The sequence below is a fragment of the Vibrio taketomensis genome, assembly GCF_009938165.1.
Lineage (GTDB): Bacteria > Pseudomonadota > Gammaproteobacteria > Enterobacterales > Vibrionaceae > Vibrio > Vibrio taketomensis.
Genome location: NZ_AP019649.1, coordinates 2,234,109 through 2,256,793 on the forward strand (window position 1 = coordinate 2,234,109; position 22,685 = coordinate 2,256,793).

Consider the following 22,685-nt stretch of genomic DNA (forward strand, 5'->3'; position numbering starts at 1 on the left):
GTATAGAGTGATAGAGCTACTTAACGGCATGAACCATTGGCACTGGATTGGCTTAGGTCTTGCGCTACTAGCAGCAGAACTAATTGGTGCTGCTGGTTACCTATTATGGCTTGGAATTTCTGCTCTATTAGTAGGTGTGCTGCTCACTTGGATGCCGCTGAGTTGGCAATTGCAATGGGCTTCGTTTGGCGCATTTTGCTTGGCAACAACTTGGCTCTGGTGGCGCCGACAATTGAGAAGTGATCAACAAAGCGATGATCAGCGTGACCTAAACCAGAAATCAAAACAACTGGTTGGTCAAGTTATATTGCTTGAGGAAAATATCCCTGCAGGTAAATGCCGTATCAAAGTCGCTGATACCACTTGGTCTGCCTACAGCGAGCACGCATTAGCCGCTGGCACTAAAGTCAAAATTACTGAAATAAACGGCATTACTTTGGTCATTGAATCCACACTCTAAATCATAAAGCATTAAATAAAGGCCTTGCAATAAACAAGGCCTTTATTTATCACTCAAAACATCATTTCCGGCTGTAAATATAAGCTATTGATTTTTATCAGACATCCTCATATCGACACAGAATTATTTTCAAAAATAATTAACAACAATATCAATCATTTATATGTGAAAAGCAAACTTTTAGGTGCGTTGTTGCCTAATATTTTTCCGCTCTGAGCTGCCAAATTAAGCAAAAATTTTTATTTTTTTCTTGGCTAATTCGACCAGCCCTTAGATGCGCAAAACATTGCATAAACAGTAAATTTTTATAGGCTATTCTGTTTATTGGGTTTTATCGACAAATATAAAGTCAAATTCCATGATATTAAATTTGATCAATATCACATAGGTTCTATAGTTTTATTGTGACTATATGATTTAGATCACCTAAACAACTGACGAAACCTCTATCTATTTTGTCTTTGGCGTTTTGAATACATCGGTCGCTTTGTTTGGAGCTAAAGGACAAAGTGATAAACAAAGCTTATTTAGTATTCACCAGCTTTGATAACGGTAGATAGAAACAATTGTTCAAATGTGAGGAACTCATTATGAAAAAAATCGCTGCTCTATTCTGCACTGCGCTACTATCTTTCTCTGTATTTGCTGGTACTAATGCGGCTACTGAACGCGGACCTTGGGTTGAGTGTCAATACCCAGATGGCAAGCTAGATTACATCCCAAGTGGCGTATGTAAAACCAACGGTGGTGAAGTGAAATACTAAGCGCATAGTAAAAAGGTTATGCATTTAGATTTTCCATGTACAAAGATAAAGGGCACTCGTGGATAACCACAAGTGCCCTTTAGTATGAGAACTTTCGTAAATTGTAAGTGCTTTCAATTAGCGACTGATCAACCAAGCTAGAATTTGTTTTCTTTGCTCTAGCTCTGCTTCGCTATACCAGTAACTCAACATCTCTACCGGTTTAGAGCCTTCAAGCGCTTTCATCGATTTTGTCGCGCGGTTGTCAAACGCCCAATCCGTAAACTGCTCAGCTTCCGCTGGCGTTGCTTTTTCCATCCAATATTGCACCATCGCAACTGGACCAATTTCACCTGCATTAATGGTGACCACCTTAACTGGTGCATCTGAAACTGTGATTGGGGCAGCCTGCACGACTGCAACTTGCTCCGCTGCCAACTCTTCATTGTGGCCGATTATGCCATGTTGTTTATTATATTTTGCAAGGTCTGCGGTATAATCGCGACCAAATAAAGTATCGCCAGCAGCTGGTAACATATCAATTGTAAAATCTACACTCTTGCCGCTTTGATCAACCAAAGCAACACGAGGATTGCGGTTAAATTCGATACTCTCATTTTCACGAATTACGCGCATAGTCGGTTCTAAAACAACCTTGGTATCTTGTGCATCAAAACTAACAACAAAAGCATGGGAATTGAACTTTTCTCGTTCGCCACCATTGCTCTCAATCAATTTTGCCATGCGAAACACAAATTGATTCGTGCCATTATCTAATTGAAAACCACCTTTGGCAGAGGTGAGCAATCCCATCTCTTCGCCTTCAACAATAATAGGGGTCAAATCTCGATGAAAGTTAAGCCCAACTTCCGCATACGGAGTGAATGAAGTAGTCATTACACCAATCGCCAACAATGATTTTATTAGCTTCATTTATCTTCTCCTGATAAAAAACGAGCACTCACTATGAGTGCTCGCAATATTTGACAGTTAGACTAACTTTTAAGTATTAACTTAGAAGTAGTACTCTGCACCTAGAAGGATGTTAGTACCGTCACCTTCTTCTTTATCACCTAGCATGTCGTAGTTACGTACGTCCATGTATAGGTAAGTGCTTGGTAGTAGGTAACCTAGACGACCTGTGATAGCGCGAGAGTCATCGTTGTCACCATTTTTAGATTCACCAGTAGCAGCATAACCTGCTTTTAGAACCCATTGACCATTGATTACATACTGAGCTGTTGCAGAATAAGCATCTTGCTCATTGTTTGTTAGGTCATTTTGCATGTTTTTGTATGCAGCTGTCAGTGTAATATCACCTAGGAATAGGCTACCACCGACGATTGTGTAACTTACATCACCTGCTTTTTCAGTCTTAGCTGCAGAACCTGCAACACTTCCGTAACAAGTTGGATCAGCTAAATCCGCTTCAGATTCCTTATCACATGTAGGTAAGAAACCGAACGAAGGATCTGTTGCTGCTACTTTCTTGTCGTATTCATTTTGAGTGTAGTGACCGATGTGTGCACTGAATACACTGTTGGTGTACGATGCTGCAGCACTGAATACAACTGCTTCGTTAGTTTCAGCCATACCGCTTACAGTTGCTTGGAAGTTGAAACCATTCCAAGTTGCTGAATCAAAGCGAATTACGTCGTTTGCACGATCTTGGTAACTAGCTTTGATAGCGTTGTGCCAATCAAATACGTTACCTAGACCTGGGTTTGAGTGTGGCCAGTCAACGTAGTTGTAAGCAGCTACAAGTTGACGACCGATTTTTAGTTGACCAACGCCGTCAAACTCTAGACCTAGCCATGTATCACGACCACCGAACGCGCCTTGACCGTCGCCATTCGCGCCACGGTTCCATGCGTTACCAGTTTCGATTTGGTAGATGAAGTTCGGTGCAAAGTTATCAAACTCAACATTACCACGGAAACCGATACGTGATTCGATCTCAACTAGAGTATTGTTATCGCCAGCTTCAGGGTTGTTGATTTGAAGGCTACCAGCTGCTTGTCCGTAAAGCTGTAGTGCTTGGCCGTTTAGTTCTACTGCTGCGTTTGCAGAACCAGCAGCGAATGCTACTGCTGCACACACTAGAGTGCGTTTGAAAAATTTGTCCATGGAAAAAACTCCTAAAAATGGATATAGCTGTTTTATTGCCCTTTCCCTTAAGTTGGCCGCCGAAGGGAAAAGATTTTCCTTATAAAACCCAAAACGCCGTCATTGGTCATTTCGATTTTAAAGTCGTTGTACACTTGTTGTGTATCCGTAGCCCTAAGACTAACTTCGCGGCAAAAACATCAATCAGAACTTAATTTCTATATAAAAATATGACCCAAGACATACTTTTTCCAAACTAGTGATCTAGATCGCACTGATAAATTGAACTTTAGAGCACTATTTTAAAATAATAAAAACAATAACTTAAACACAATATCACTCAACTAAATTTGATCTGCGCCGCATATTTCTAGTGGTTGTAATTTGATAAAGACATAATTAGATCAAAGTCACTTTATTATTTTTGAACTTTATTAGTAAAATCCGCGCTTTATTTTGATGAAAAAAAGCATCCCTCAAAAGGAGATGCTCATTTGTTAAGCTAATATAAATCGATTTTTAGATATTTTACGCAAAATAATTCCGCTTAAATGCCATCGATAGATGAGTGATAAGACTCTACGCCATCAAATTAACTAAATCTTGCTCTGTTTGAACTTCGATACCCAGCTCTTGTGCTTTGGCTAATTTAGAGCCCGCATTTTCACCAACAAACAAAATATCAGTTTTCTTCGACACACTACCCGTCACTTTTGCGCCAAGCGCTTCTAAAGCCGCTTTCGCCTCTCCCCGAGAAAGCTGCGATAATGAACCGGTTAATACCACCGTTTTACCAGCTAAAGGCTGTGGCGTATCAGCCGAGAGTTCTGCGATTTCTGGCCAGTGAACGCCTTGCTCAATCAGTTTAGCAATCACTTGCTTGTTCTTATCCTGCGCAAAAAACGCTTCGATATGGCTGGCAACGACCGCACCAATATCGCTCACCTCAACCAACTGTTCATGCGTCGCTTCCATCACCAATTCAAGCGATTTAAAGTGGTTAGCCAAATTAGCCGCCGTTGCTTCTCCCACTTCGCGAATACCGAGTGAATAGAGAAAGCGAGGCAATGTGGTTTGCTTCGAGGCTTCTAGCGCATTGACAATATTTTGCGCTGACTTAGGTCCCATGCGTTCAAGAACGGTCAACACTCCTGCACTTAGATTAAACAAGTCTGCTGGCGTCTCAACCATTTCTCGGTCAACTAATTGCTCAATCACTTTTTCACCCAAACCATCCACATCTAGCGCTTTGCGAGATACAAAGTGTTTTAACGCCTCTTTACGCTGAGCTTGACACACGAGCCCGCCCGTACAACGCGCAACGGCTTCACCTTCTATGCGTTCAACTTCAGAGCGACACACAGGGCATTGAGTAGGAAATACAATGTCACGAGCAGATTCGGGACGGCGATCAAGCACCACAGAGACGACTTGAGGAATCACATCACCTGCGCGGCGAATGATCACACTATCGCCAATTTTTACCTGCAGGCGCGCAATTTCGTCAGCATTGTGCAGCGTCGCATTACTTACGGTTACACCACCGACAAATACAGGCTCCAGCTTAGCCACCGGAGTAATTGCGCCGGTACGACCCACTTGGAATTCCACATCATTCAACAAGGTGATCTCTTCTTGAGCTGGGAACTTATACGCAATAGCCCAGCGCGGCGCTCGAGCAACAAAACCAAGACGTTCTTGCAGCGCGATATCATCGACTTTGATCACCACGCCGTCGATTTCATACGCCAACTCGTCACGACGAGTCAGAATATCTTGATAATACGCTTTCACCTCTTCAAGAGACGCAACTCGCTTAGTTTCAGGGCACATAGGTAGCCCCCACCCCTTAAGCTGTAAGAAGCGATCGTAATGACTGCCAGAAAGCTCAACACCCTCTACCACACCCACACTGTAGGCATAGAAACTGAGTGGACGCGTTGCGGTAATACGCGAGTCCAATTGGCGCAAACTACCCGCAGCGGCGTTACGTGGGTTAACGAATGTTTTTTCACCTTTTTTGAGCGCGACTTGATTTAGTTTTTCAAAGCCCGCTTTCGGCATAAACACTTCACCACGCACTTCAATGCGTTGCGGCCAACCTTCACCTCGTAACTTCAGTGGAATCGCAGCAATGGTGCGCACGTTTTCAGTAATATTTTCACCTGTTGTGCCATCACCACGAGTTGCTGCTTGCACAAGAATCCCATCAACATACAACAAGCTCACGGCTAAGCCATCCAACTTAGGTTCGCAACAAAACAGATCAAACTTAGCCGCAGGCAAGCGGTCAATCATGCGCTTATGAAACGCATTCAGTTCACTGTCATCAAACGCATTGTCCAGCGAAAGCATTGGGATTTCATGACTGACTGTAGCAAAACCATCAAGTGGCATACCGCCCACACGTTGGCTTGGAGAGTCGATTGTGACGAGTTCAGGGTGTTGCGCTTCGATATCGAGTAGTTCACGCATCAGGCGATCGTACTCAACATCTGGAATCTCTGGGCTATCTTCTACGTAATAACGTACCGCATGGTAATGAAGAGTTTCACGTAGTTGTTCGAGTTTTTGTTGAATTTCTGTCGACATATATGACTCAATTTTCGATAGGATTTGGCTAATAATGAACGTGTGACGCACTCGGTTCAAGCGCAATTAAAAAAGGCCCCTGATTAGGAGCCTTAAACAAGAATGTTTACATTTAGCTGGCTTTGCGAGCTTTATACTCTTTGACTTGCGTTTTGTATCCATCAATACGATTTGGTGTAAGCAAATTACGTGCATCATCTAACACGCGGCCACCGAGATCATCCGCGATTTGCTGCGCGGTTTGAAGCATCAACTTAAAGTTTTGCTCTTCATCACCATAGCATGGCAGCATCATAAAGAACGAAATGCCTTTGGTGGTAAATTCCGCAGGGTCATTATGCTCTAAGGTGCCTGGATGCATCATATTCGCCACACTAAAGAGAACTTTACCCGTTCCAGATAAATCTGTGTGACGATGGAAAATATTCATCTCACCGTAAACCAGATCATGCTGTTGCATGCTATCAAATAGCTTGGTGCCCACAAATGGCTCTTCACCAGCGCAATGCACATTAATAATGATGACCTCTGGCTCGGGTTCAGCCTCTACCTGAGGCTCAGGCGCGACAACCTCTAGTTCTTCGTCAGGCTTAACGTCTTGCTCAACAGGCTCTGGCTTTGTCTCGGCTTGAACCATTGTAGGCGAAGAAACTGGCTCTAGATCGATTTCGATACGATCAAGTGCGGAAATTGAAGGAATATTATCCAAAGGTTCTTCCACTTTTTTTGCCGCTGGCGTTTCTGGCTCTTCTTGTACTGGGTAATCAGAAACCAGCGGATCACCCATTAAAGGATCGTCATTAAGCTCTTCATCACGGAAAGTCGATGGTTTGGTATCTTTACGAATGATTTCAAAATCGTCTTCAGGAGCAAAAGCGCGTTCATTTGAGCGATCAGAAATTTCATCGCCTTCCACCGCTAACTTCCCTAATGGCTTGTCACTAAATTTTGACTTGCCTTCTTTTTTACTCGTCCATAGACCGTGGAACAACAACGCGGCGATGGCAAGGGCGCCAACCACGATAAGTACGAATCGCAATTCCTGCATCTTCTGCTCTCATTTGCTTAGCCATAAATCGAACTTCGAGAACCGAACTTCGAGCCACTGCTAAGTTGATTAAACCTATTGGGCAATAACTTTACCAAAACTATCCTAGGTTTTAGAACAAATTAATGTTAGAAGTTCCAACAATGTTGTGATTTTGAACACGCTTTTTTCTTGTTAAGATAAAAAAAGCTCATTTTCTACTCAAACGAAACACTATGACAATGCAAACTACATCTCGCTCAGGGTTTGGCTATTTCTTTCACGGCATCGAGTTAGCACTTCGCCCTGGTATTCGCCGCTTCGTAATTATGCCTCTGCTGGCCAATATTATTTTGGTTGGTGGTGCGCTGTTTTATCTTTTTTCTCATTTAGACAGTTGGATTAATCAATGGGTTGGGCAATTGCCAGAGTTTCTCTCTTGGCTTAGCTATCTATTGTGGCCATTGCTAGTACTGACGATTCTCGCCACGTTCTCCTACTTCTTTAGCACCTTAGCGAATTTTATTGCCGCACCATTTAATGGTCTATTGGCAGAAAAAGTGGAAGAGCATCTAACTGGCGTGAAACTAAACGACGAAGGTCCTCTAGGCGTGGTAAAAGACATTCCTCGAGTTCTGGCTAGAGAATGGCGTAAATTGCGTTATGTACTGCCAAAAGCAATTGGTTTGTTCTTGCTATTACTCATTCCGGCATTAGGACAAACGCTTGGCCCGGTATTATGGTTCATTTTCACTGCATGGATCTTAGCGATTCAATATTGTGACTACCCGTTCGATAACCACAAAGTGTGCTTTAACGATATGCGATTAAGCTTGAAGCAAAAACAATCAAAGGCTTATGGCTTTGGTGTTTTGGTAAGTATTTTACTACTATTCCAATCTTAAACTTAATTGTAATGCCTGTAGCGGTATGCGGTGCCACCTCCATGTGGGTCAACGAGTTTAAGAAGTAACAGATAGCAGCGAGAGGGTTCTCATGCTCAGAACCCTCCCATTTCCAATCTTATAAACGTTATTTAGACATTTTAAATAAGATATAACTTTTAATCCTTCTCTCATTTTCGAAAAGTCCTAATCTAATCTCATTCAATTAATGTTTGCGCGGTCAGCATCTGACAGGCGAGCAAATAGCCATCTATATGAAGGACCAAACAATGAGCAAAATCTACGAAGACAACTCACTGACTATCGGCAACACGCCACTTGTTCGTTTAAACAAAGTATCGAAAGGAAACGTACTGGCTAAGATTGAAGCGCGTAACCCGAGCTTTAGCGTTAAATGTCGTATCGGCGCAAACATGATTTGGGATGCTGAAAAACAAGGCAAACTAAAACCAGGTGTTGAGCTAGTTGAACCAACCAGTGGTAATACAGGCGTCGCCCTCGCATTCGTTGCAGCTGCTCGCGGCTACAAATTGACACTGACGATGCCTGAATCAATGAGTCTTGAGCGTCGTAAGCTACTCAAAGCCCTAGGTGCAAAACTTGAGCTGACCGAAGCGGCGAAAGGTATGAAAGGCGCTATCGCTAAAGCAGAAGAGATCGTCGCAAGCAACCCAGAAAAATATCTTCTACTACAACAGTTTGATAACCCTGCAAACCCACAGATTCACGAAAAAACTACAGGACCAGAGATTTGGGAAGCGACAGATGGTGCGATCGATGTATTAGTGGCTGGTGTCGGCACGGGCGGTACTATTACGGGTACGAGCCGTTACATCAAGGGTGAAAAAGGTAAAGCGATTACATCTGTCGCTGTTGAACCTGCAGAATCACCAGTTATTGCCCAAGCACTAGCAGGACAAGACATTCAACCTGCACCACATAAAATTCAAGGTATCGGTGCTGGTTTTATCCCTGGCAACCTAGATTTGGAATTAGTTGACCGAGTCGAATCAGTAACCTCAGATGATGCAATTGAAATGGCACGCCGACTAATGGAAGAAGAAGGTATCCTTGCTGGCATCTCATCGGGCGCGGCAGTAGTTGCAGCCAACAGAATTGCGGAACTACCTGAATTTGCAGGAAAAACAATTGTCGTCGTACTACCAAGCTCGGGTGAGCGTTACCTAAGTACAGCGCTATTTGCAGGTATCTTTACAGAGAAAGAAAACCAACAGTAATACCTACCCAAATCAATTTTTCGTCTAAAAAAGCCCCGTTCAGGGGCTTTTTTGTTGATCCTGACCGCACCTTTGGTAATATCAGCAATGTTTTATTTTTGGCTTCAAAATAATATTGCCAAACGATATCTAAATGGTGATGATGACAGCGTACTGTTCAATCGTTACCAAAAAATTTCAACCGATATCGGCAGTGGCTCAAATTGCTAACTACTTTAATTAGCAGGTAGCAACAATAGTCGCTAAGCTAGATTTGGTTAATATACTATCTAAAATATAAATTAATTGGGTATACAAAATGTACGAGAAGCAAGTTGAAATCACTGCAGAAAACGGCCTTCACACTCGTCCTGCTGCGCAATTCGTAAAAGAAGCAAAAGCGTTTGACGCTGACATCACTGTGACTTCAAACGGCAAAAGCGCTAGCGCAAAGAGCCTATTCAAGCTACAAACTCTTGGCCTAGTTAAAGGTACTGTTGTAACAATTTCAGCAGAAGGTCCTCAAGCTCAACAAGCTGTAGACCACCTAGTTGCTCTAATGGATACACTACACTAATTCGGTATTCTATTTTCAAAGCCATTTTGTGAAAACAGAATGGCTTTGTTGGAAATAGACCCTAAGTTAAGCTACATATTAACGTTAGCACATCCATTTTTCCCAAATTAAAGTTGACCAATTTAAGGTAAGGCTATGATTTCAGGCATCCTAGCATCTCCTGGTATTGCTATTGGTAAAGCACTACTACTTCAAGAAGATGAAATTGTCCTAAACACAAACACAATCTCTGACGATCAAGTAGAAGCAGAAGTTCAGCGTTTCTTTGACGCTCGTAACAAATCATCAGCTCAGCTTGAAACCATCAAGCAAAAAGCACTTGAAACCTTCGGTGAAGAAAAAGAAGCGATCTTTGAAGGTCACATCATGCTTCTTGAAGACGAAGAGCTAGAAGAAGAAATCCTAGCACTAATCAAGAATGACAAGCTGACTGCAGACAACGCAATCCACACGGTTATCGAAGAACAAGCTTGTGCTCTAGAATCTCTAGACGACGAATACCTAAAAGAACGTGCAACTGATATCCGCGATATCGGCTCACGTTTTGTTAAAAACGCACTAGGTATCAACATCGTTTCTCTAAGCGATATTGACCAAGAAGTTATCCTAGTTGCTTACGACCTAACGCCATCAGAAACTGCACAAATCAACCTAGACTACGTACTAGGCTTTGCTTGTGACATCGGCGGTCGTACTTCTCACACTTCAATCATGGCACGTTCTCTTGAGCTACCAGCGATCGTTGGTACAAACGACATCACTAAGAAAGTGAAGAACGGTGACATGCTGATTCTTGATGCGATGAACAACAAGATTGTTATCAATCCATCAGAAGCAGAGCTAGCAGATGCAAAAGCAGTGAAAGCTGCATTCCTTGCAGAAAAAGAAGAGCTAGCGCAACTTAAAGACCTACACGCAGAAACTCTAGACGGTCACCGTGTAGAAGTTTGCGGTAACATCGGTACAGTAAAAGACTGTGACGGTATTATTCGTAACGGCGGCGAAGGTGTTGGTCTGTACCGTACTGAGTTCCTATTTATGGACCGTACTGCCCTTCCAACTGAAGAAGAGCAATACCAAGCTTACAAAGAAGTTGCGGAAGCAATGGAAGGTCAAGCAGTTATCATCCGTACTATGGACATCGGCGGCGACAAAGATCTTCCATACATGGATCTACCAAAAGAGATGAACCCGTTCCTAGGCTGGCGTGCAGTGCGTATCAGCTTGGATCGTCGTGAAATCCTACGTGACCAGCTACGTGGTATCCTACGTGCATCAGCACACGGTAAACTACGTATCATGTTCCCAATGATTATCTCTGTTGAAGAAATCCGTGCGCTTAAAGAAGCAATCGAAGAATACAAAGCAGAACTTCGCGCAGAAGGTCACGCATTCGATGAAAACATCGAAATCGGCGTAATGGTTGAGACTCCAGCAGCTGCTGCAATCGCTCACCACCTAGCGAAAGAAGTATCATTCTTCTCTATCGGTACTAACGACCTAACTCAGTACACACTTGCGGTTGACCGTGGTAACGAGATGATTTCTCATCTTTACAACCCACTATCTCCAGCGGTACTGACTGTGATCAAGCAAGTTATCGATGCGTCACACGCTGAAGGTAAATGGACTGGTATGTGTGGTGAGCTAGCAGGCGACGAGCGTGCTACGCTACTACTACTAGGCATGGGTCTAGATGAATTCTCTATGAGCGGTATCTCTATCCCTGTGGTTAAGAAAGTGATTCGTAACTCTAACTTCGCTGAAGTAAAAGCGATGGCAGAAGAAGCACTGTCTCTACCAACAGCAGCAGAAATCGAAGCAGTTGTAGAAAAGTTCATTGCAGAAAAATCTAACTAATCTGCATAACCACTCTAGTTAAGTAAACTGAACAAGTTACTACTTCACTGTAAACTGGGACAATAAAACCTAGTTTACAGTGGTTTAAATACCAAGTTGTAGCATCTTTATTAGCAATTTGTATTGTTAAAATAATTCGTTTATTCGACCAGATTGGTATACTATATTGCGAAAGAATAAAACTAAACCTTAGGAGCATGACACAATGGGTCTGTTTGATAAACTTAAGAAGCTAGTATCTGATGACAGCGCAGATGTTGGTGCTATCGAAATCGTAAACATTGAAGATGTGCCAGATGTAGTGTTCGCAGAGAAAATCGTTGGTGACGGTATTGCTATCAAACCAACTGGCGACAAGATGGTAGCTCCTGTAAACGGTACTATCGGTAAAATCTTCGAAACTAACCACGCATTCTCTATCGAATCTGACGACGGCGTTGAGCTATTCGTTCACTTCGGTATCGACACTGTTGAACTTAAAGGCGAAGGCTTCAAACGTATCGCTGAAGAAGGCCAAACAGTTAAAGCTGGTGACACTGTTATCGAATTCGATCTAGCACTTCTTGAAGAAAAAGCTAAGTCAACTCTAACTCCTGTTGTTATCTCTAACATGGACGAAATCAAAGAGCTAAACAAGCTTTCTGGTTCAGTAACTGTTGGTGAAACGCCAGTACTACGAATCACTAAGTAATTACTACTTAGCGAAACGAAAAAACGCTGCCCAGTGCAGCGTTTTTTGTATCTATTGCTTAATATTCCGGAAATTATAAGCCCAGAGCATATTTCAACACTTGTTGTTTTACAGGTCCGGTTTTATCGGCCAATTTTAGCGCTGCGTTACGCAACAGTTTGAGTGGTGCGATATCATTGCTAAACCCGATATAAAAGACATCCATCCCCGTTTGCATCAGTAAATTATCACCACGACGCTCACGCTCATATTTAGCTAAACGTTCATCACTCAACAGTTCCCCTGCCGTTGCCTTCAATAATGCATCCACATCTTTAAAACCGAGATTCACACCCTGCCCCGCTAATGGGTTAATGGTATGAGCGGAATCGCCAACCAGAATGCATCGATTTTTCACATATTGCTGTGCATGACGGCGCGTAAGTGGAAACGAACCAAATTGCAAAACTTGAACATCACCGAGTTCTTGTGGAAAGTGCGCCAATACTTCATCTCGCAGTTGGGCTTTACTCATATTACACAACTGTTTAATGCGTTTAGGCGAGTCGTACCAAACCAATGACCCTTGCTGTCCACATAGAGGTAAAAATGAACGAGGACCGGTTGAGTTAAATTGTTGCCAAGTAATATCTTGTTGTTCCAACTCGGTTTCTACATTGATAAGCATACAGTGCTGGCGATAATCCCAAGCGGTAATACCAATCCCTGCTTGCTGACGAACAAAAGAGTTGGCACCGTCAGCGCCCACAATCCACTCTGCGTTGAGTGTCGCGCCCGAAGTCAATGTAATCTGTACGTCTTGACCAAATTCAATTGATGCTAATGAATCTGGACAGATCACGCTCAAGTTCGGGTATTGCTTAAACTGTTGCCACAAACCAAGTTGAATCAGGCGGTTTTCGACGATATAGCCAAGTTGTTCCAATCCTAATTCATCGGAATGAAAACGAGTCCGACACTCAGGGTGCTCCCAAGTTTCCAAACGGCGATAAGGACAAACACGCATCGCTTGAATTGCATGCCAAGCGCCCAACTCTTCGAGAATCTGCACCGAATGATGAGAAATCGCTGATACGCGAATATCCATGGGTTGTTCTGCTGAATATGGCATTGGCTGTTGCCCTTCCACCATCACCACTTGGCGTCCTTGCTTGGCAAAACCAAGGGCGACCGCAGCTCCAACCATGCCGCCGCCGATTACTGCAATTTCAAATCTGTTCATTTTCTAAGCGTCATCATCTTGATTTGTGTATGAATTTTAATTGTACGTATTGATAACCACAATGTAACTAAAAACCTTATCACTTCAATGGGCAAAGCCCTTGTAAAATCGGGCTTTGATTGATTTTGCCACAACACTAGTCAGGTGCTTTTTAAAGCAGTACAATACGCCGCTTACCGCCGTGAGGGCGGCTATATATTGAGCTACCAATATCATAGTAGTTCAACCAATTTTAAGATTTAACACGAGCGAAAGTGAGATGAGTAAGAAACTGCTAATTAAAACTTGGGGTTGCCAGATGAACGAATACGATTCATCGAAAATGGCCGACCTGCTTAACGCTGCAAACGGCTACGAGCTAACAGAAGACCCTGATGAAGCAGACGTACTTCTACTTAACACCTGTTCGATCCGTGAAAAAGCACAGGAAAAAGTTTTCCACCAGCTTGGCCGTTGGAAGACACTAAAAGATAAAAAACCAGGTGTTGTGATCGGTGTTGGCGGTTGTGTGGCAACTCAAGAAGGTGACCACATTCGTGAGCGTGCACCATTTGTTGACGTAATTTTTGGTCCACAAACACTGCACCGTCTGCCAGAGATGATCAAGCAATCTCAACTAGACGAAGCGCCTGTAATGGATATTTCATTCCCTGAGATCGAAAAGTTTGACCGTCTGCCAGAACCTCGCGCGGAAGGTGCAACTGCATTCGTTTCAATCATGGAAGGTTGCTCTAAATACTGTACTTACTGCGTAGTACCTTACACTCGTGGTGAAGAAGTTAGCCGTCCAATGGATGACGTACTTTACGAAATCGCGCAACTTGCAGAGCAAGGCGTACGTGAAGTTAACCTGCTGGGTCAAAACGTAAACGCATACCGCGGTCTGACTCACGATGGCGAAATCTGTTCGTTTGCAGAATTGCTACGTCTAGTGGCGATGATTGACGGTATCGATCGTATTCGCTTCACCACAAGTCACCCACTTGAGTTTACTGATGACATCATCGCAGTATATGAAGACACGCCAGAGCTAGTGAGCTTCCTGCACCTACCAGTGCAAAGTGGTAGTGACCGTATTCTTACTATGATGAAGCGTCCACATACAGCTATCGAATATAAGTCAATTATTCGTAAACTGCGTAAAGCACGTCCTGATATTCAAATCAGTTCTGACTTTATCGTGGCATTCCCAGGCGAAACTGACAAAGATTTCCAAGACACGATGAAGCTAATCAAAGATGTTGATTTCGACATGAGCTTCAGCTTTATCTTCTCTCCTCGCCCAGGTACGCCTGCTGCAGATTACCCATGTGATCTAAGCGAAGAAGTGAAAAAAGAACGTCTGTACGAGCTACAACAAACTATCAACTCACAAGCAATGCGTTACTCACGCCTAATGCTGGGTACTGAGCAACGTGTACTGGTTGAAGGTCCTTCGAAGAAGAATCTTATGGAGCTGCGTGCTCGCACTGAAAACAACCGCGTTGTAAACTTTGAAGGTAGTGCCGATCTTATCGGTCAATTCGTCGATGTTAAGATCGTAGATGTATTTGCAAACTCACTACGCGGTGAGCTAGTACGTACTGAAAAAGACATGGACCTTCGTAGCGTGATTTCGCCAATGCAAATGATGGCTAAAACCCGCCGCGAAGATGAGCTAGGTGTTGCAACTTTCACGCCTTAAGCTCGTAAAACGCCATAGGAGAGCTGGTCGTTATCAGCTCTCCATCGTGTGGCAATAATGAGAGGTAACTTTGAGCAATAAAATCGTAACTCTAGAAATCGATCTAGAACCTGCCGATAACCGCCGTCTAGCCAGTTTGTGCGGTCCTTTTGACGACAATATCAAGCATTTAGAACGCCGCCTTGGCGTTGAAATCAGCTACCGTGGCAACTTTTTCACGATTGTGGGCAAACCTCACACCGCTGCTGCTGCACTAGAAATCATTAAAACGCTTTACGTTAATACCGCCCCTGTTCGTGGCAACATTCCAGATGTTGAGCCAGAAGAGATCCATCTAGCGATCAAAGAAACTGGCGTATTAGAGCAAGATTTCGAATCAAGCATCGAGCACGGCAAAGAAGTCTTTGTTAAGACGAAAAAAGGTGTCATCAAACCGCGCACACCAAATCAAGCGCAATACCTAGTCAACATGGTCACTCACGACATTAGCTTTGGTATTGGCCCTGCTGGTACGGGTAAAACTTACCTTGCTGTTGCTGCAGCGGTAGATGCGCTAGAGCGTCAAGAAATCCGCCGTATTCTACTGACTCGTCCTGCGGTAGAAGCGGGTGAGAAGCTTGGATTTTTACCAGGCGACCTGAGTCAAAAAGTCGATCCATACCTACGCCCACTTTACGATGCGCTATTTGAAATGCTCGGTTTCGAACGCGTAGAAAAGCTGATTGAGCGCAACGTAATTGAAGTGGCTCCACTAGCTTACATGCGTGGTCGCACGTTAAATGATGCGTTTATCATCCTTGATGAGAGCCAAAACACCACCGTGGAACAAATGAAGATGTTCCTCACTCGTATCGGTTTTAACTCGCGTGCTGTGATTACTGGTGACGTGACCCAGATTGACTTACCACGTGGCGCGAAATCTGGTCTGCGTCATGCAATTGAAGTATTGAACGAAGTTGAAGAAATTAGCTTTAACTTCTTCCTAGCAGACGACGTTGTCCGCCACCCAGTAGTAGCGCGTATTGTTAACGCTTATGAAAAGTGGGAAGCGCAAGACCAAAAAGAGCGCAAAGAGTTTGAAAAGCGTCGCCGCGAAGAACGCGAAGCCAAACTATTAGAAGCACAAAAAACTGAGCTAATCCAATCAGCTCCGGAGAATAAAGAGTAATGACTATCGAACTCGATCTACAACTGGCCGTCGAAGATGAAAGTGGCTTGCCTAGTTTCGATGAGATTCACTCATGGTTATCTAATGCGATTTCGATATTTCAACAAGATGCTGAAGTAACGGTACGTATTGTTGATGAGAAAGAGAGCCACCAGCTTAACTTCGAATATCGCGGTAAAGACAAGCCAACCAATGTACTTTCTTTCCCTTTCGAAGCGCCTCCTGGTATCGAAATCAATCTGCTTGGTGATTTAATCATCTGTCGCCAAGTTGTTGAACAAGAAGCAATTGAGCAAGATAAGCCTTTGTTGGCACATTGGGCTCATATGGTTGTACATGGCAGCCTGCATCTGCTAGGTTATGATCATATCGAAGACGACGAAGCTGAAGAGATGGAGTCGCTCGAGACTGAAATTATGCAAAAAATGGGGTATGAAGACCCATACATTGCAGAGAAAGAGTAACTACAGTTATTTGGTGTTGGCTAACACTCCAACCAATTTGCAGTTTTAGCCACCGATGTGAGCTATCACACTTCTGATAGCGATTTTGTAATGAGACACAATGAACGAAGACAATTCGCCCTCGTCTGTAGAAGGTAAGAAAGAAAAATCTGAAGGTCCGAGTAGAAAGTCCTTCTTTGAACGCCTAGGTCAACTATTTCAAGGTGAACCAAAAGATCGCCAAGAGCTTGTCGATGTAATTCGCGACTCTGAAGTCAATGACCTGATTGACCACGACACCCGTGATATGCTTGAAGGTGTAATGGAAATCGCCGAAATGCGTGTACGTGACATTATGATCCCGCGCTCGCAAATGGTTACCGTTGAACGCACTGATAATCTAGATGCTCTTGTAGCACTAATTACCGATGCTCAACACTCTCGCTACCCAGTAATTAGCGAAGATAAAGACCATGTGGAAGGCATTCTACTAGCGAAGGACCTACTTAAGTACCTAGGTTCAAACAGTGCAGAGTTCGATATCGAACAAGTGATTCGTCCTGCAGTGGTTGTTCCTGAAAGCAAACGTGTTGACCGTCTACTCAAAGAATTCCGTGAAGAACGCTACCATATGGCGATCGTAGTGGATGAATTTGGTGGTGTGTCAGGCCTAGTAACCATTGAAGATATCCTAGAAGAAATCGTTGGCGACATCGAAGATGAATTCGACGATGAAGAAGAACTGGATATCCGTCAGCTAAGCAAACACACCTTTGCTGTAAAAGCTCTCACCACTATTGAAGAGTTCAACGAAACGTTTGGAACTTCGTTCAGTGATGAAGAAGTGGATACCGTTGGTGGTTTAGTTATGACAACATTTGGCCACCTACCTTCTCGCGGTGAAATCGTTGAGATCGAAGGTTACAGCTTTAAAGTAACCGCTGCCGACAACCGTCGCGTAGTGCAGTTACAAGTCACTGTGCCAGATGAAGAGCAGTTAACTCAACCAATTGAAGAGTAATCCACCCTTCACTCAATAAGAAAAATACGATGATTAGTAAGCTAGTTCATCGCCTCAAGCGGCCCGTTGGGGCCGCTTTTGTTGGCGCCTTAACAACGTTCGCATTTGCCCCATACCAAGTCTGGCCTTTAGCCTTCATTAGTGTTGCTGCACTTTTATGGTTACTGAATGGTCAATCAGCCAAAAAAGCAGCTTGGATTGGTTACGCTTGGGGTATTGGTCAGTTCACTACCGGCATTAGCTGGGTTCATATCAGTATTGATACCTTTGGCGGAATGCCTAAGATTGCCAGCGTATTTTTAATGGCCATGCTGATTGGCTACCTCGCGATTTATCCGGCTTTATTCGCGGGTCTGCTAAATCGCTTTGCCCCGCAAAATAATCGCACCCGCTTCTTTATTCTTGCACCCGCATTGTGGCTAATTAGTGACTGGCTGCGTGGCTGGGTAATGACGGGTTTTCCGTGGCTATGGCTTGGCTACAGCCAAATAGACTCGCCGATGGCAAGCTTTGCACCAATTGGTGGCGTAGAATTAATTACCTTACTGATTGTAATGAGTGCGGCAGGGATCTGCTATGCAATCATCAACAAGCGATGGCTCACGCTCATTCTACCTGCGATCATTCTGGCGACTGGTTTTGGGCTACGCAATATTCAATGGGTGACACCGGATCCCGATAGCAATACAAGCTTTGCTCTGATTCAAGGCAACATTGACCAAACACTAAAATGGCAACCAAGCCAACGCGGTCCAACCATCAATAAATATACTGATCTCTCGGTTGCAAACTGGGATGCAGATATTATTGTTTGGCCGGAAGCGGCTATTCCAGCGTTTGAATACGAAGTTCAACCTTTCCTAAAAAGCTTAGATAGCACGGCAAGAGCCAATAGTAGCGCTGTCATTACCGGCGTGGTCAACCGCGATAATCAACGCCGTTTCTACAACAGTATTCTCTCCGTAGGCTCAACTGCATACGGTGACTACAACTACGATCTATCCAAGCGTTATCACAAACATCATCTATTGCCATTTGGTGAGTTTGTACCGTTTGAAGATTTTTTGCGCCCGATTGCGCCATTCTTCAATCTACCGATGTCATCATTTAGTCGTGGTGCGTACATTCAGCCAAATATCGATGCCAATGGTAAACAGCTCGCACCAGCGTTGTGTTATGAAATCATTTTTGGTGAACAAGTCCGTGAGAACATCGATGACAACACCGATTTCATTTTAACGTTGTCTAATGATGCTTGGTTTGGCCACTCGATTGGGCCACTACAACATATGGAAATCGCGCGCATGCGTGCCCTAGAATTTGGTAAACCGGTGATTCGTTCAACCAACAATGGTTTAACCGCGGTTACCGATTACAAAGGCAACATCACAGCGCAAATTCCTCAGTTTGAAACTGGTGTATTACGTGCACGAGTCAGTTCAACGAAAGGTCAAACACCTTACCATGGCGTTGGCAGCTGGCCACTCTATATCTGGGTTGTATTATGCCTTGCGTTGACATGGCGCATGAGAAGACAATCTAAATAAGATCAAAAAAGGGCTCGTTTGAGCCCTTTCGTTTATTTGACATTTGATTTATCGTCAATCACATCATTCACTATGGTTTCAGCGCCTTACGAGAAAAGGCTTTGTGTCCACATTGAGTACAAGGAATGATCACCGTTGGGTGATTGTATTGCGTTTGATGACCACAGTGGTCGCACACCAATGTACCTAAACCTATCACCTCACCTGCTTGGTAAAGTCCTTGATGCTCTAAATCGGCAAACAACTCAACCCATTCCACTTTGGTCCGGTCAGTAATTTCCAACAGTCCCTGCCAGATTGAATCGGCCACCATCAAATAAAATGGGCCTTTTTCGATTCCTCGTAGCTATCGGCAAATTCTTTGAGATCCGACTTAACGTAAGCCGAAATCAATGCCAATTCGTCTTTGGTCATATCATTGGCCGCCTCAACATATTTACCTGAGGTTTCTAGCACATGACTCACTTCTTCTGGACTATGTTTGAGTGCATCAACCACATCTTCAAACATTTCTTCATAACCCGCTTTACGTTTAGGCATAGACACCCCCTTGTAATTCTCGGTAGGCTGACTGCTCAGCCATGTCGTCATAAAAACAGGACTTCACACCGCACAATTTACTACGACACAAAGCGATAAAGCCGCTAACATCACCGCAAAGTCAACGATGAACAGTGTTGGCTATTGTTGAACTCTACTCCTTTATGTATTCTATGACGATCAATTATTGTCTGTTCTAACTGAACTCACATTTTCCACGATAACCGGATATCATCGATGCAAGAGCAATATAACCCACAAGATATTGAACAGAAGGTTCAACAGCACTGGGACAACAACAAGACCTTTGTTGTAAGTGAAGACCCAAACAAAGAAAAATTCTACTGTTTATCAATGTTCCCATACCCAAGTGGCCGACTGCACATGGGTCACGTGCGTAACTACACCATCGGTGATGTGGTATCTCGTTTCCAACGTCTACAAGGCAAAAACGTAATGCAACCTATCGGTTGGGATGCATTCGGTCTTCCAGCGGAAAACGCAGCAGTAAAAAACAACACTGCCCCTGCGCCTTGGACATACGAAAACATCGAATACATGAAAAACCAGCTTAAGCTGCTAGGTTTTGGCTACGACTGGAATCGTGAATTCGCAACTTGTACACCTGAATACTACCGCTGGGAACAAGAGTTCTTCACTAAGCTGTACGAAAAAGGTCTGGTTTACAAAAAGACTTCTTCTGTTAACTGGTGTCCAAATGACCAAACTGTTCTTGCTAACGAACAGGTGGAAGATGGTTGCTGCTGGCGTTGTGACACTCCGGTAGAACAAAAAGAAATCCCACAGTGGTTTATTAAGATCACTGAATACGCTCAAGAGCTACTTGACGATCTAGACAAGCTCGAAGGCTGGCCAGAGATGGTTAAAACCATGCAGCGCAACTGGATTGGTCGATCTGAAGGTGTTGAGCTTAAGTTTGAAGTTCAAGGTCAACAAGACCTTGAAGTGTACACAACGCGCCCTGACACGCTAATGGGTGTAACTTACGTCGGTATCGCAGCAGGTCACCCTCTAGCAACGCTAGCGGCTGAGAATAACCCAGAGCTAGCGAAATTTATCGACGAGTGTAAAAACACTAAAGTGGCAGAAGCCGAGCTTGCGACAATGGAGAAAAAAGGTATGGCGACTGGCCTTACTGCAATTCATCCATTAAACGGTCGTGAAGTGCCAATCTACGTTGCTAACTTTGTACTGATGGATTACGGCACAGGTGCGGTAATGGCGGTTCCTGCTCACGACCAACGTGACTTTGAATTCGCAACCAAATACGGCCTAGACATCATTCCAGTAATCAAGCCAGTTGATGGTAGCGAGCTTGATGTTTCTGAAGCGGCATACACTGAGAAAGGTGTACTGTTCGATTCAGGCGAATTCGATGGCCTTGAATTCCAAGCAGCATTCGATGCAATTGCAGCAAAACTAGAATCTGAAGGCAAAGGCACTAAGACGGTTAACTTCCGTCTACGTGACTGGGGCGTATCTCGTCAACGTTACTGGGGCGCACCAATCCCAATGGTAACCACTGAAGACGGTCAAGTTCACCCTGTACCAGCAGACCAACTACCAGTGATTCTTCCAGAAGACGTGGTAATGGATGGCGTAACGAGCCCAATCAAAGCAGACAAAGAATGGGCGAAGACCACATTCAACGGCGAACCAGCACTACGTGAAACTGACACCTTCGATACCTTTATGGAATCATCTTGGTACTACGCACGTTACTGTTCACCACAAGCTGATGACATTCTAGATCCAGAAAAAGCGAACTACTGGCTACCAGTAGACCAGTACATCGGTGGTATCGAGCACGCTTGTATGCACCTATTGTACTCACGCTTCTTCCACAAACTACTGCGTGATGCTGGTTACGTAACGTCTGATGAACCGTTCAAACAGCTACTATGCCAAGGCATGGTACTAGCAGATGCATTCTTCTACACCAATGAAAAAGGTGGTAAAGAATGGGTTGCTCCAACAGAAGTAAAAGTAGAGCGTGACGGTAAAGGTCGCATCACTTCAGCTGTTGATAGCGAAGGTCGTGACGTTGAGCACTCAGGCATGATCAAAATGTCTAAGTCTAAAAACAACGGTATTGACCCACAAGAGATGGTAGATAAGTACGGTGCTGACACGGTACGTCTATTTATGATGTTTGCCTCACCAGCAGACATGACGCTTGAGTGGCAAGAATCTGGCGTTGAAGGTGCTAACCGCTTCCTAAAACGTGTTTGGAAACTAGTGAAAGAGCACACTACAAAAGGCGCAGCAGAAACGGTTGATGCAGCAGCACTGTCTGGTGAGCAAAAAGCACTACGCCGTGACGTACACAAAACTATCGCTAAAGTGAGCGATGACATTGCGCGTCGTCAAACGTTCAACACAGCCATCGCAGCGATCATGGAACTGATGAACAAGCTAGCGAAAGCGCCACAAGAATCCGTACAAGATCGTGCCATTCTTGATGAAGCGCTAAAAGCAGTCGTGGCGATGCTATATCCTATCACTCCGCATATCTCTTACGAGCTATGGGTTGCACTGGGTGAATCAGACATCGATAACGCGGTATGGCCAACGTTTGATGAAAAAGCACTCGTTGAAGACGAAAAAACCGTTGTTGTTCAAGTGAACGGTAAACTTCGTGCGAAACTAACGGTTGCGGCAGATGCAACCAAAGAGCAAGTGGAAGAGCTTGGTCTAAACGATGAAAACGTGACTAAATTCACTGATGGCTTAACCATCCGCAAAGTGATTTATGTACCGGGTAAACTACTAAACATCGTTGCGAACTAATTGGTTTTGACCAATTAAGTCGCACCTTCCTCACAATGAAGATGCTGATAACTTGGCATCTTTGTTGGAGA

17 protein-coding genes and 2 pseudogenes are annotated in these 22,685 nt (G+C 44.0%); 13 read left to right on the plus strand and 6 right to left on the minus strand.

The features are described from left to right. Positions 1-7 precede the first annotated feature (7 nt). Together Vt282_RS10300 and Vt282_RS19920 are read left to right on the plus strand one after the other, a co-directional pair. Complete coding sequence (locus Vt282_RS10300) at positions 8-460, plus strand: NfeD family protein (RefSeq protein WP_162063314.1); 453 nt, start codon at positions 8-10, stop codon at positions 458-460. Between the two features lie 590 nt (positions 461-1,050). Beyond that, on the plus strand, positions 1,051-1,224 hold the full coding sequence (locus Vt282_RS19920) for a hypothetical protein (protein WP_167515604.1): 174 nt from the start codon (positions 1,051-1,053) through the stop codon (positions 1,222-1,224). Positions 1,225-1,341: 117 nt separating this feature from the next. On the opposite strand, the gene Vt282_RS10305 is transcribed toward Vt282_RS19920, so the two are convergent. The 4 genes from Vt282_RS10305 to zipA all read right to left on the minus strand — a co-directional run bounded on the left by Vt282_RS10305 (position 1,342) and on the right by zipA (position 6,949). Further along, positions 1,342-2,136 (minus strand): YccT family protein, encoded by a 795-nt coding sequence (locus Vt282_RS10305; protein ID WP_162063315.1) that lies wholly within the window; start codon positions 2,134-2,136, stop codon positions 1,342-1,344. An 81-nt stretch (positions 2,137-2,217) separates the two neighbouring features. After that, positions 2,218-3,330 carry a porin gene (locus Vt282_RS10310; protein WP_162063316.1) on the minus strand — a complete coding sequence of 371 codons (1,113 nt, stop codon included), beginning with the start codon at positions 3,328-3,330 and terminating at the stop codon, positions 2,218-2,220. Positions 3,331-3,888: 558 nt separating this feature from the next. Further along, positions 3,889-5,901 (minus strand): NAD-dependent DNA ligase LigA, encoded by a 2,013-nt coding sequence (gene ligA, locus Vt282_RS10315; protein WP_162063317.1) that lies wholly within the window; start codon positions 5,899-5,901, stop codon positions 3,889-3,891. Between the two features lie 112 nt (positions 5,902-6,013). Beyond that, positions 6,014-6,949: a cell division protein ZipA gene (gene zipA, locus Vt282_RS10320; protein ID WP_162063318.1), complete on the minus strand. Its 936-nt coding sequence runs from the start codon at positions 6,947-6,949 to the stop codon at positions 6,014-6,016. Between the two features lie 221 nt (positions 6,950-7,170). Between zipA and cysZ the strand changes: the two are divergent. The 5 genes and pseudogenes from cysZ (at position 7,171) to crr (ending at position 12,178) form a co-directional block, all read left to right on the plus strand. Further along, a pseudogene (cysZ, locus tag Vt282_RS10325) lies at positions 7,171-7,901 on the plus strand (sulfate transporter CysZ). Positions 7,902-8,102: 201 nt separating this feature from the next. Further along, on the plus strand, positions 8,103-9,071 hold the full coding sequence (cysK, locus tag Vt282_RS10330; RefSeq protein ID WP_162045792.1) for a cysteine synthase A: 969 nt from the start codon (positions 8,103-8,105) through the stop codon (positions 9,069-9,071). A gap of 298 nt (positions 9,072-9,369) precedes the next feature. Next, positions 9,370-9,627, plus strand: coding sequence for an HPr family phosphocarrier protein (locus tag Vt282_RS10335; protein ID WP_162045791.1), 258 nt, complete (start codon positions 9,370-9,372; stop codon positions 9,625-9,627). Positions 9,628-9,762: 135 nt separating this feature from the next. Then, positions 9,763-11,487 carry a phosphoenolpyruvate-protein phosphotransferase PtsI gene (gene ptsI / locus Vt282_RS10340; RefSeq protein ID WP_162063319.1) on the plus strand — a complete coding sequence of 575 codons (1,725 nt, stop codon included), beginning with the start codon at positions 9,763-9,765 and terminating at the stop codon, positions 11,485-11,487. Between the two features lie 205 nt (positions 11,488-11,692). Then, on the plus strand, positions 11,693-12,178 hold the full coding sequence (gene crr, locus Vt282_RS10345; RefSeq protein ID WP_162063320.1) for a PTS glucose transporter subunit IIA: 486 nt from the start codon (positions 11,693-11,695) through the stop codon (positions 12,176-12,178). Between the two features lie 73 nt (positions 12,179-12,251). Here crr and Vt282_RS10350 read toward each other — a convergent pair whose 3' ends face one another. Further along, complete coding sequence (locus Vt282_RS10350) at positions 12,252-13,400, minus strand: 2-octaprenyl-3-methyl-6-methoxy-1,4-benzoquinol hydroxylase (RefSeq protein WP_162063321.1); 1,149 nt, start codon at positions 13,398-13,400, stop codon at positions 12,252-12,254. Between the two features lie 259 nt (positions 13,401-13,659). Between Vt282_RS10350 and miaB the strand changes: the two genes are divergently transcribed. The 5 genes from miaB to lnt all read left to right on the plus strand — a co-directional run bounded on the left by miaB (position 13,660) and on the right by lnt (position 19,263). Next, a complete protein-coding gene (miaB, locus tag Vt282_RS10355; protein ID WP_162063322.1) occupies positions 13,660-15,084 on the plus strand; it encodes a tRNA (N6-isopentenyl adenosine(37)-C2)-methylthiotransferase MiaB in 1,425 nt (474 codons plus the stop codon). A gap of 70 nt (positions 15,085-15,154) precedes the next feature. Next, positions 15,155-16,252: a PhoH family protein gene (locus Vt282_RS10360; protein WP_162063323.1), complete on the plus strand. Its 1,098-nt coding sequence runs from the start codon at positions 15,155-15,157 to the stop codon at positions 16,250-16,252. Continuing rightward, positions 16,252-16,716 carry an rRNA maturation RNase YbeY gene (ybeY, locus tag Vt282_RS10365; protein ID WP_162063324.1) on the plus strand — a complete coding sequence of 155 codons (465 nt, stop codon included), beginning with the start codon at positions 16,252-16,254 and terminating at the stop codon, positions 16,714-16,716. The genes Vt282_RS10360 and ybeY overlap by 1 nt, the downstream gene beginning before the upstream one ends. A gap of 100 nt (positions 16,717-16,816) precedes the next feature. Beyond that, positions 16,817-17,716: a CNNM family magnesium/cobalt transport protein CorC gene (gene corC / locus Vt282_RS10370; protein WP_162045784.1), complete on the plus strand. Its 900-nt coding sequence runs from the start codon at positions 16,817-16,819 to the stop codon at positions 17,714-17,716. Positions 17,717-17,745: 29 nt separating this feature from the next. Further along, the gene (gene lnt, locus Vt282_RS10375) at positions 17,746-19,263 is read left to right on the plus strand and encodes an apolipoprotein N-acyltransferase (protein WP_162063325.1); all 1,518 of its coding nucleotides are present in this window, start codon (positions 17,746-17,748) and stop codon (positions 19,261-19,263) included. A gap of 70 nt (positions 19,264-19,333) precedes the next feature. Here the strand turns inward: lnt and Vt282_RS10380 are convergent. After that, positions 19,334-19,803: pseudogene (locus Vt282_RS10380) on the minus strand (zinc ribbon-containing protein). 237 nt (positions 19,804-20,040) lie between these two features. Between Vt282_RS10380 and leuS the strand changes: the two are divergent. Continuing rightward, positions 20,041-22,614 carry a leucine--tRNA ligase gene (gene leuS / locus Vt282_RS10385; RefSeq protein WP_162045781.1) on the plus strand — a complete coding sequence of 858 codons (2,574 nt, stop codon included), beginning with the start codon at positions 20,041-20,043 and terminating at the stop codon, positions 22,612-22,614. Positions 22,615-22,685 lie beyond the last annotated feature (71 nt).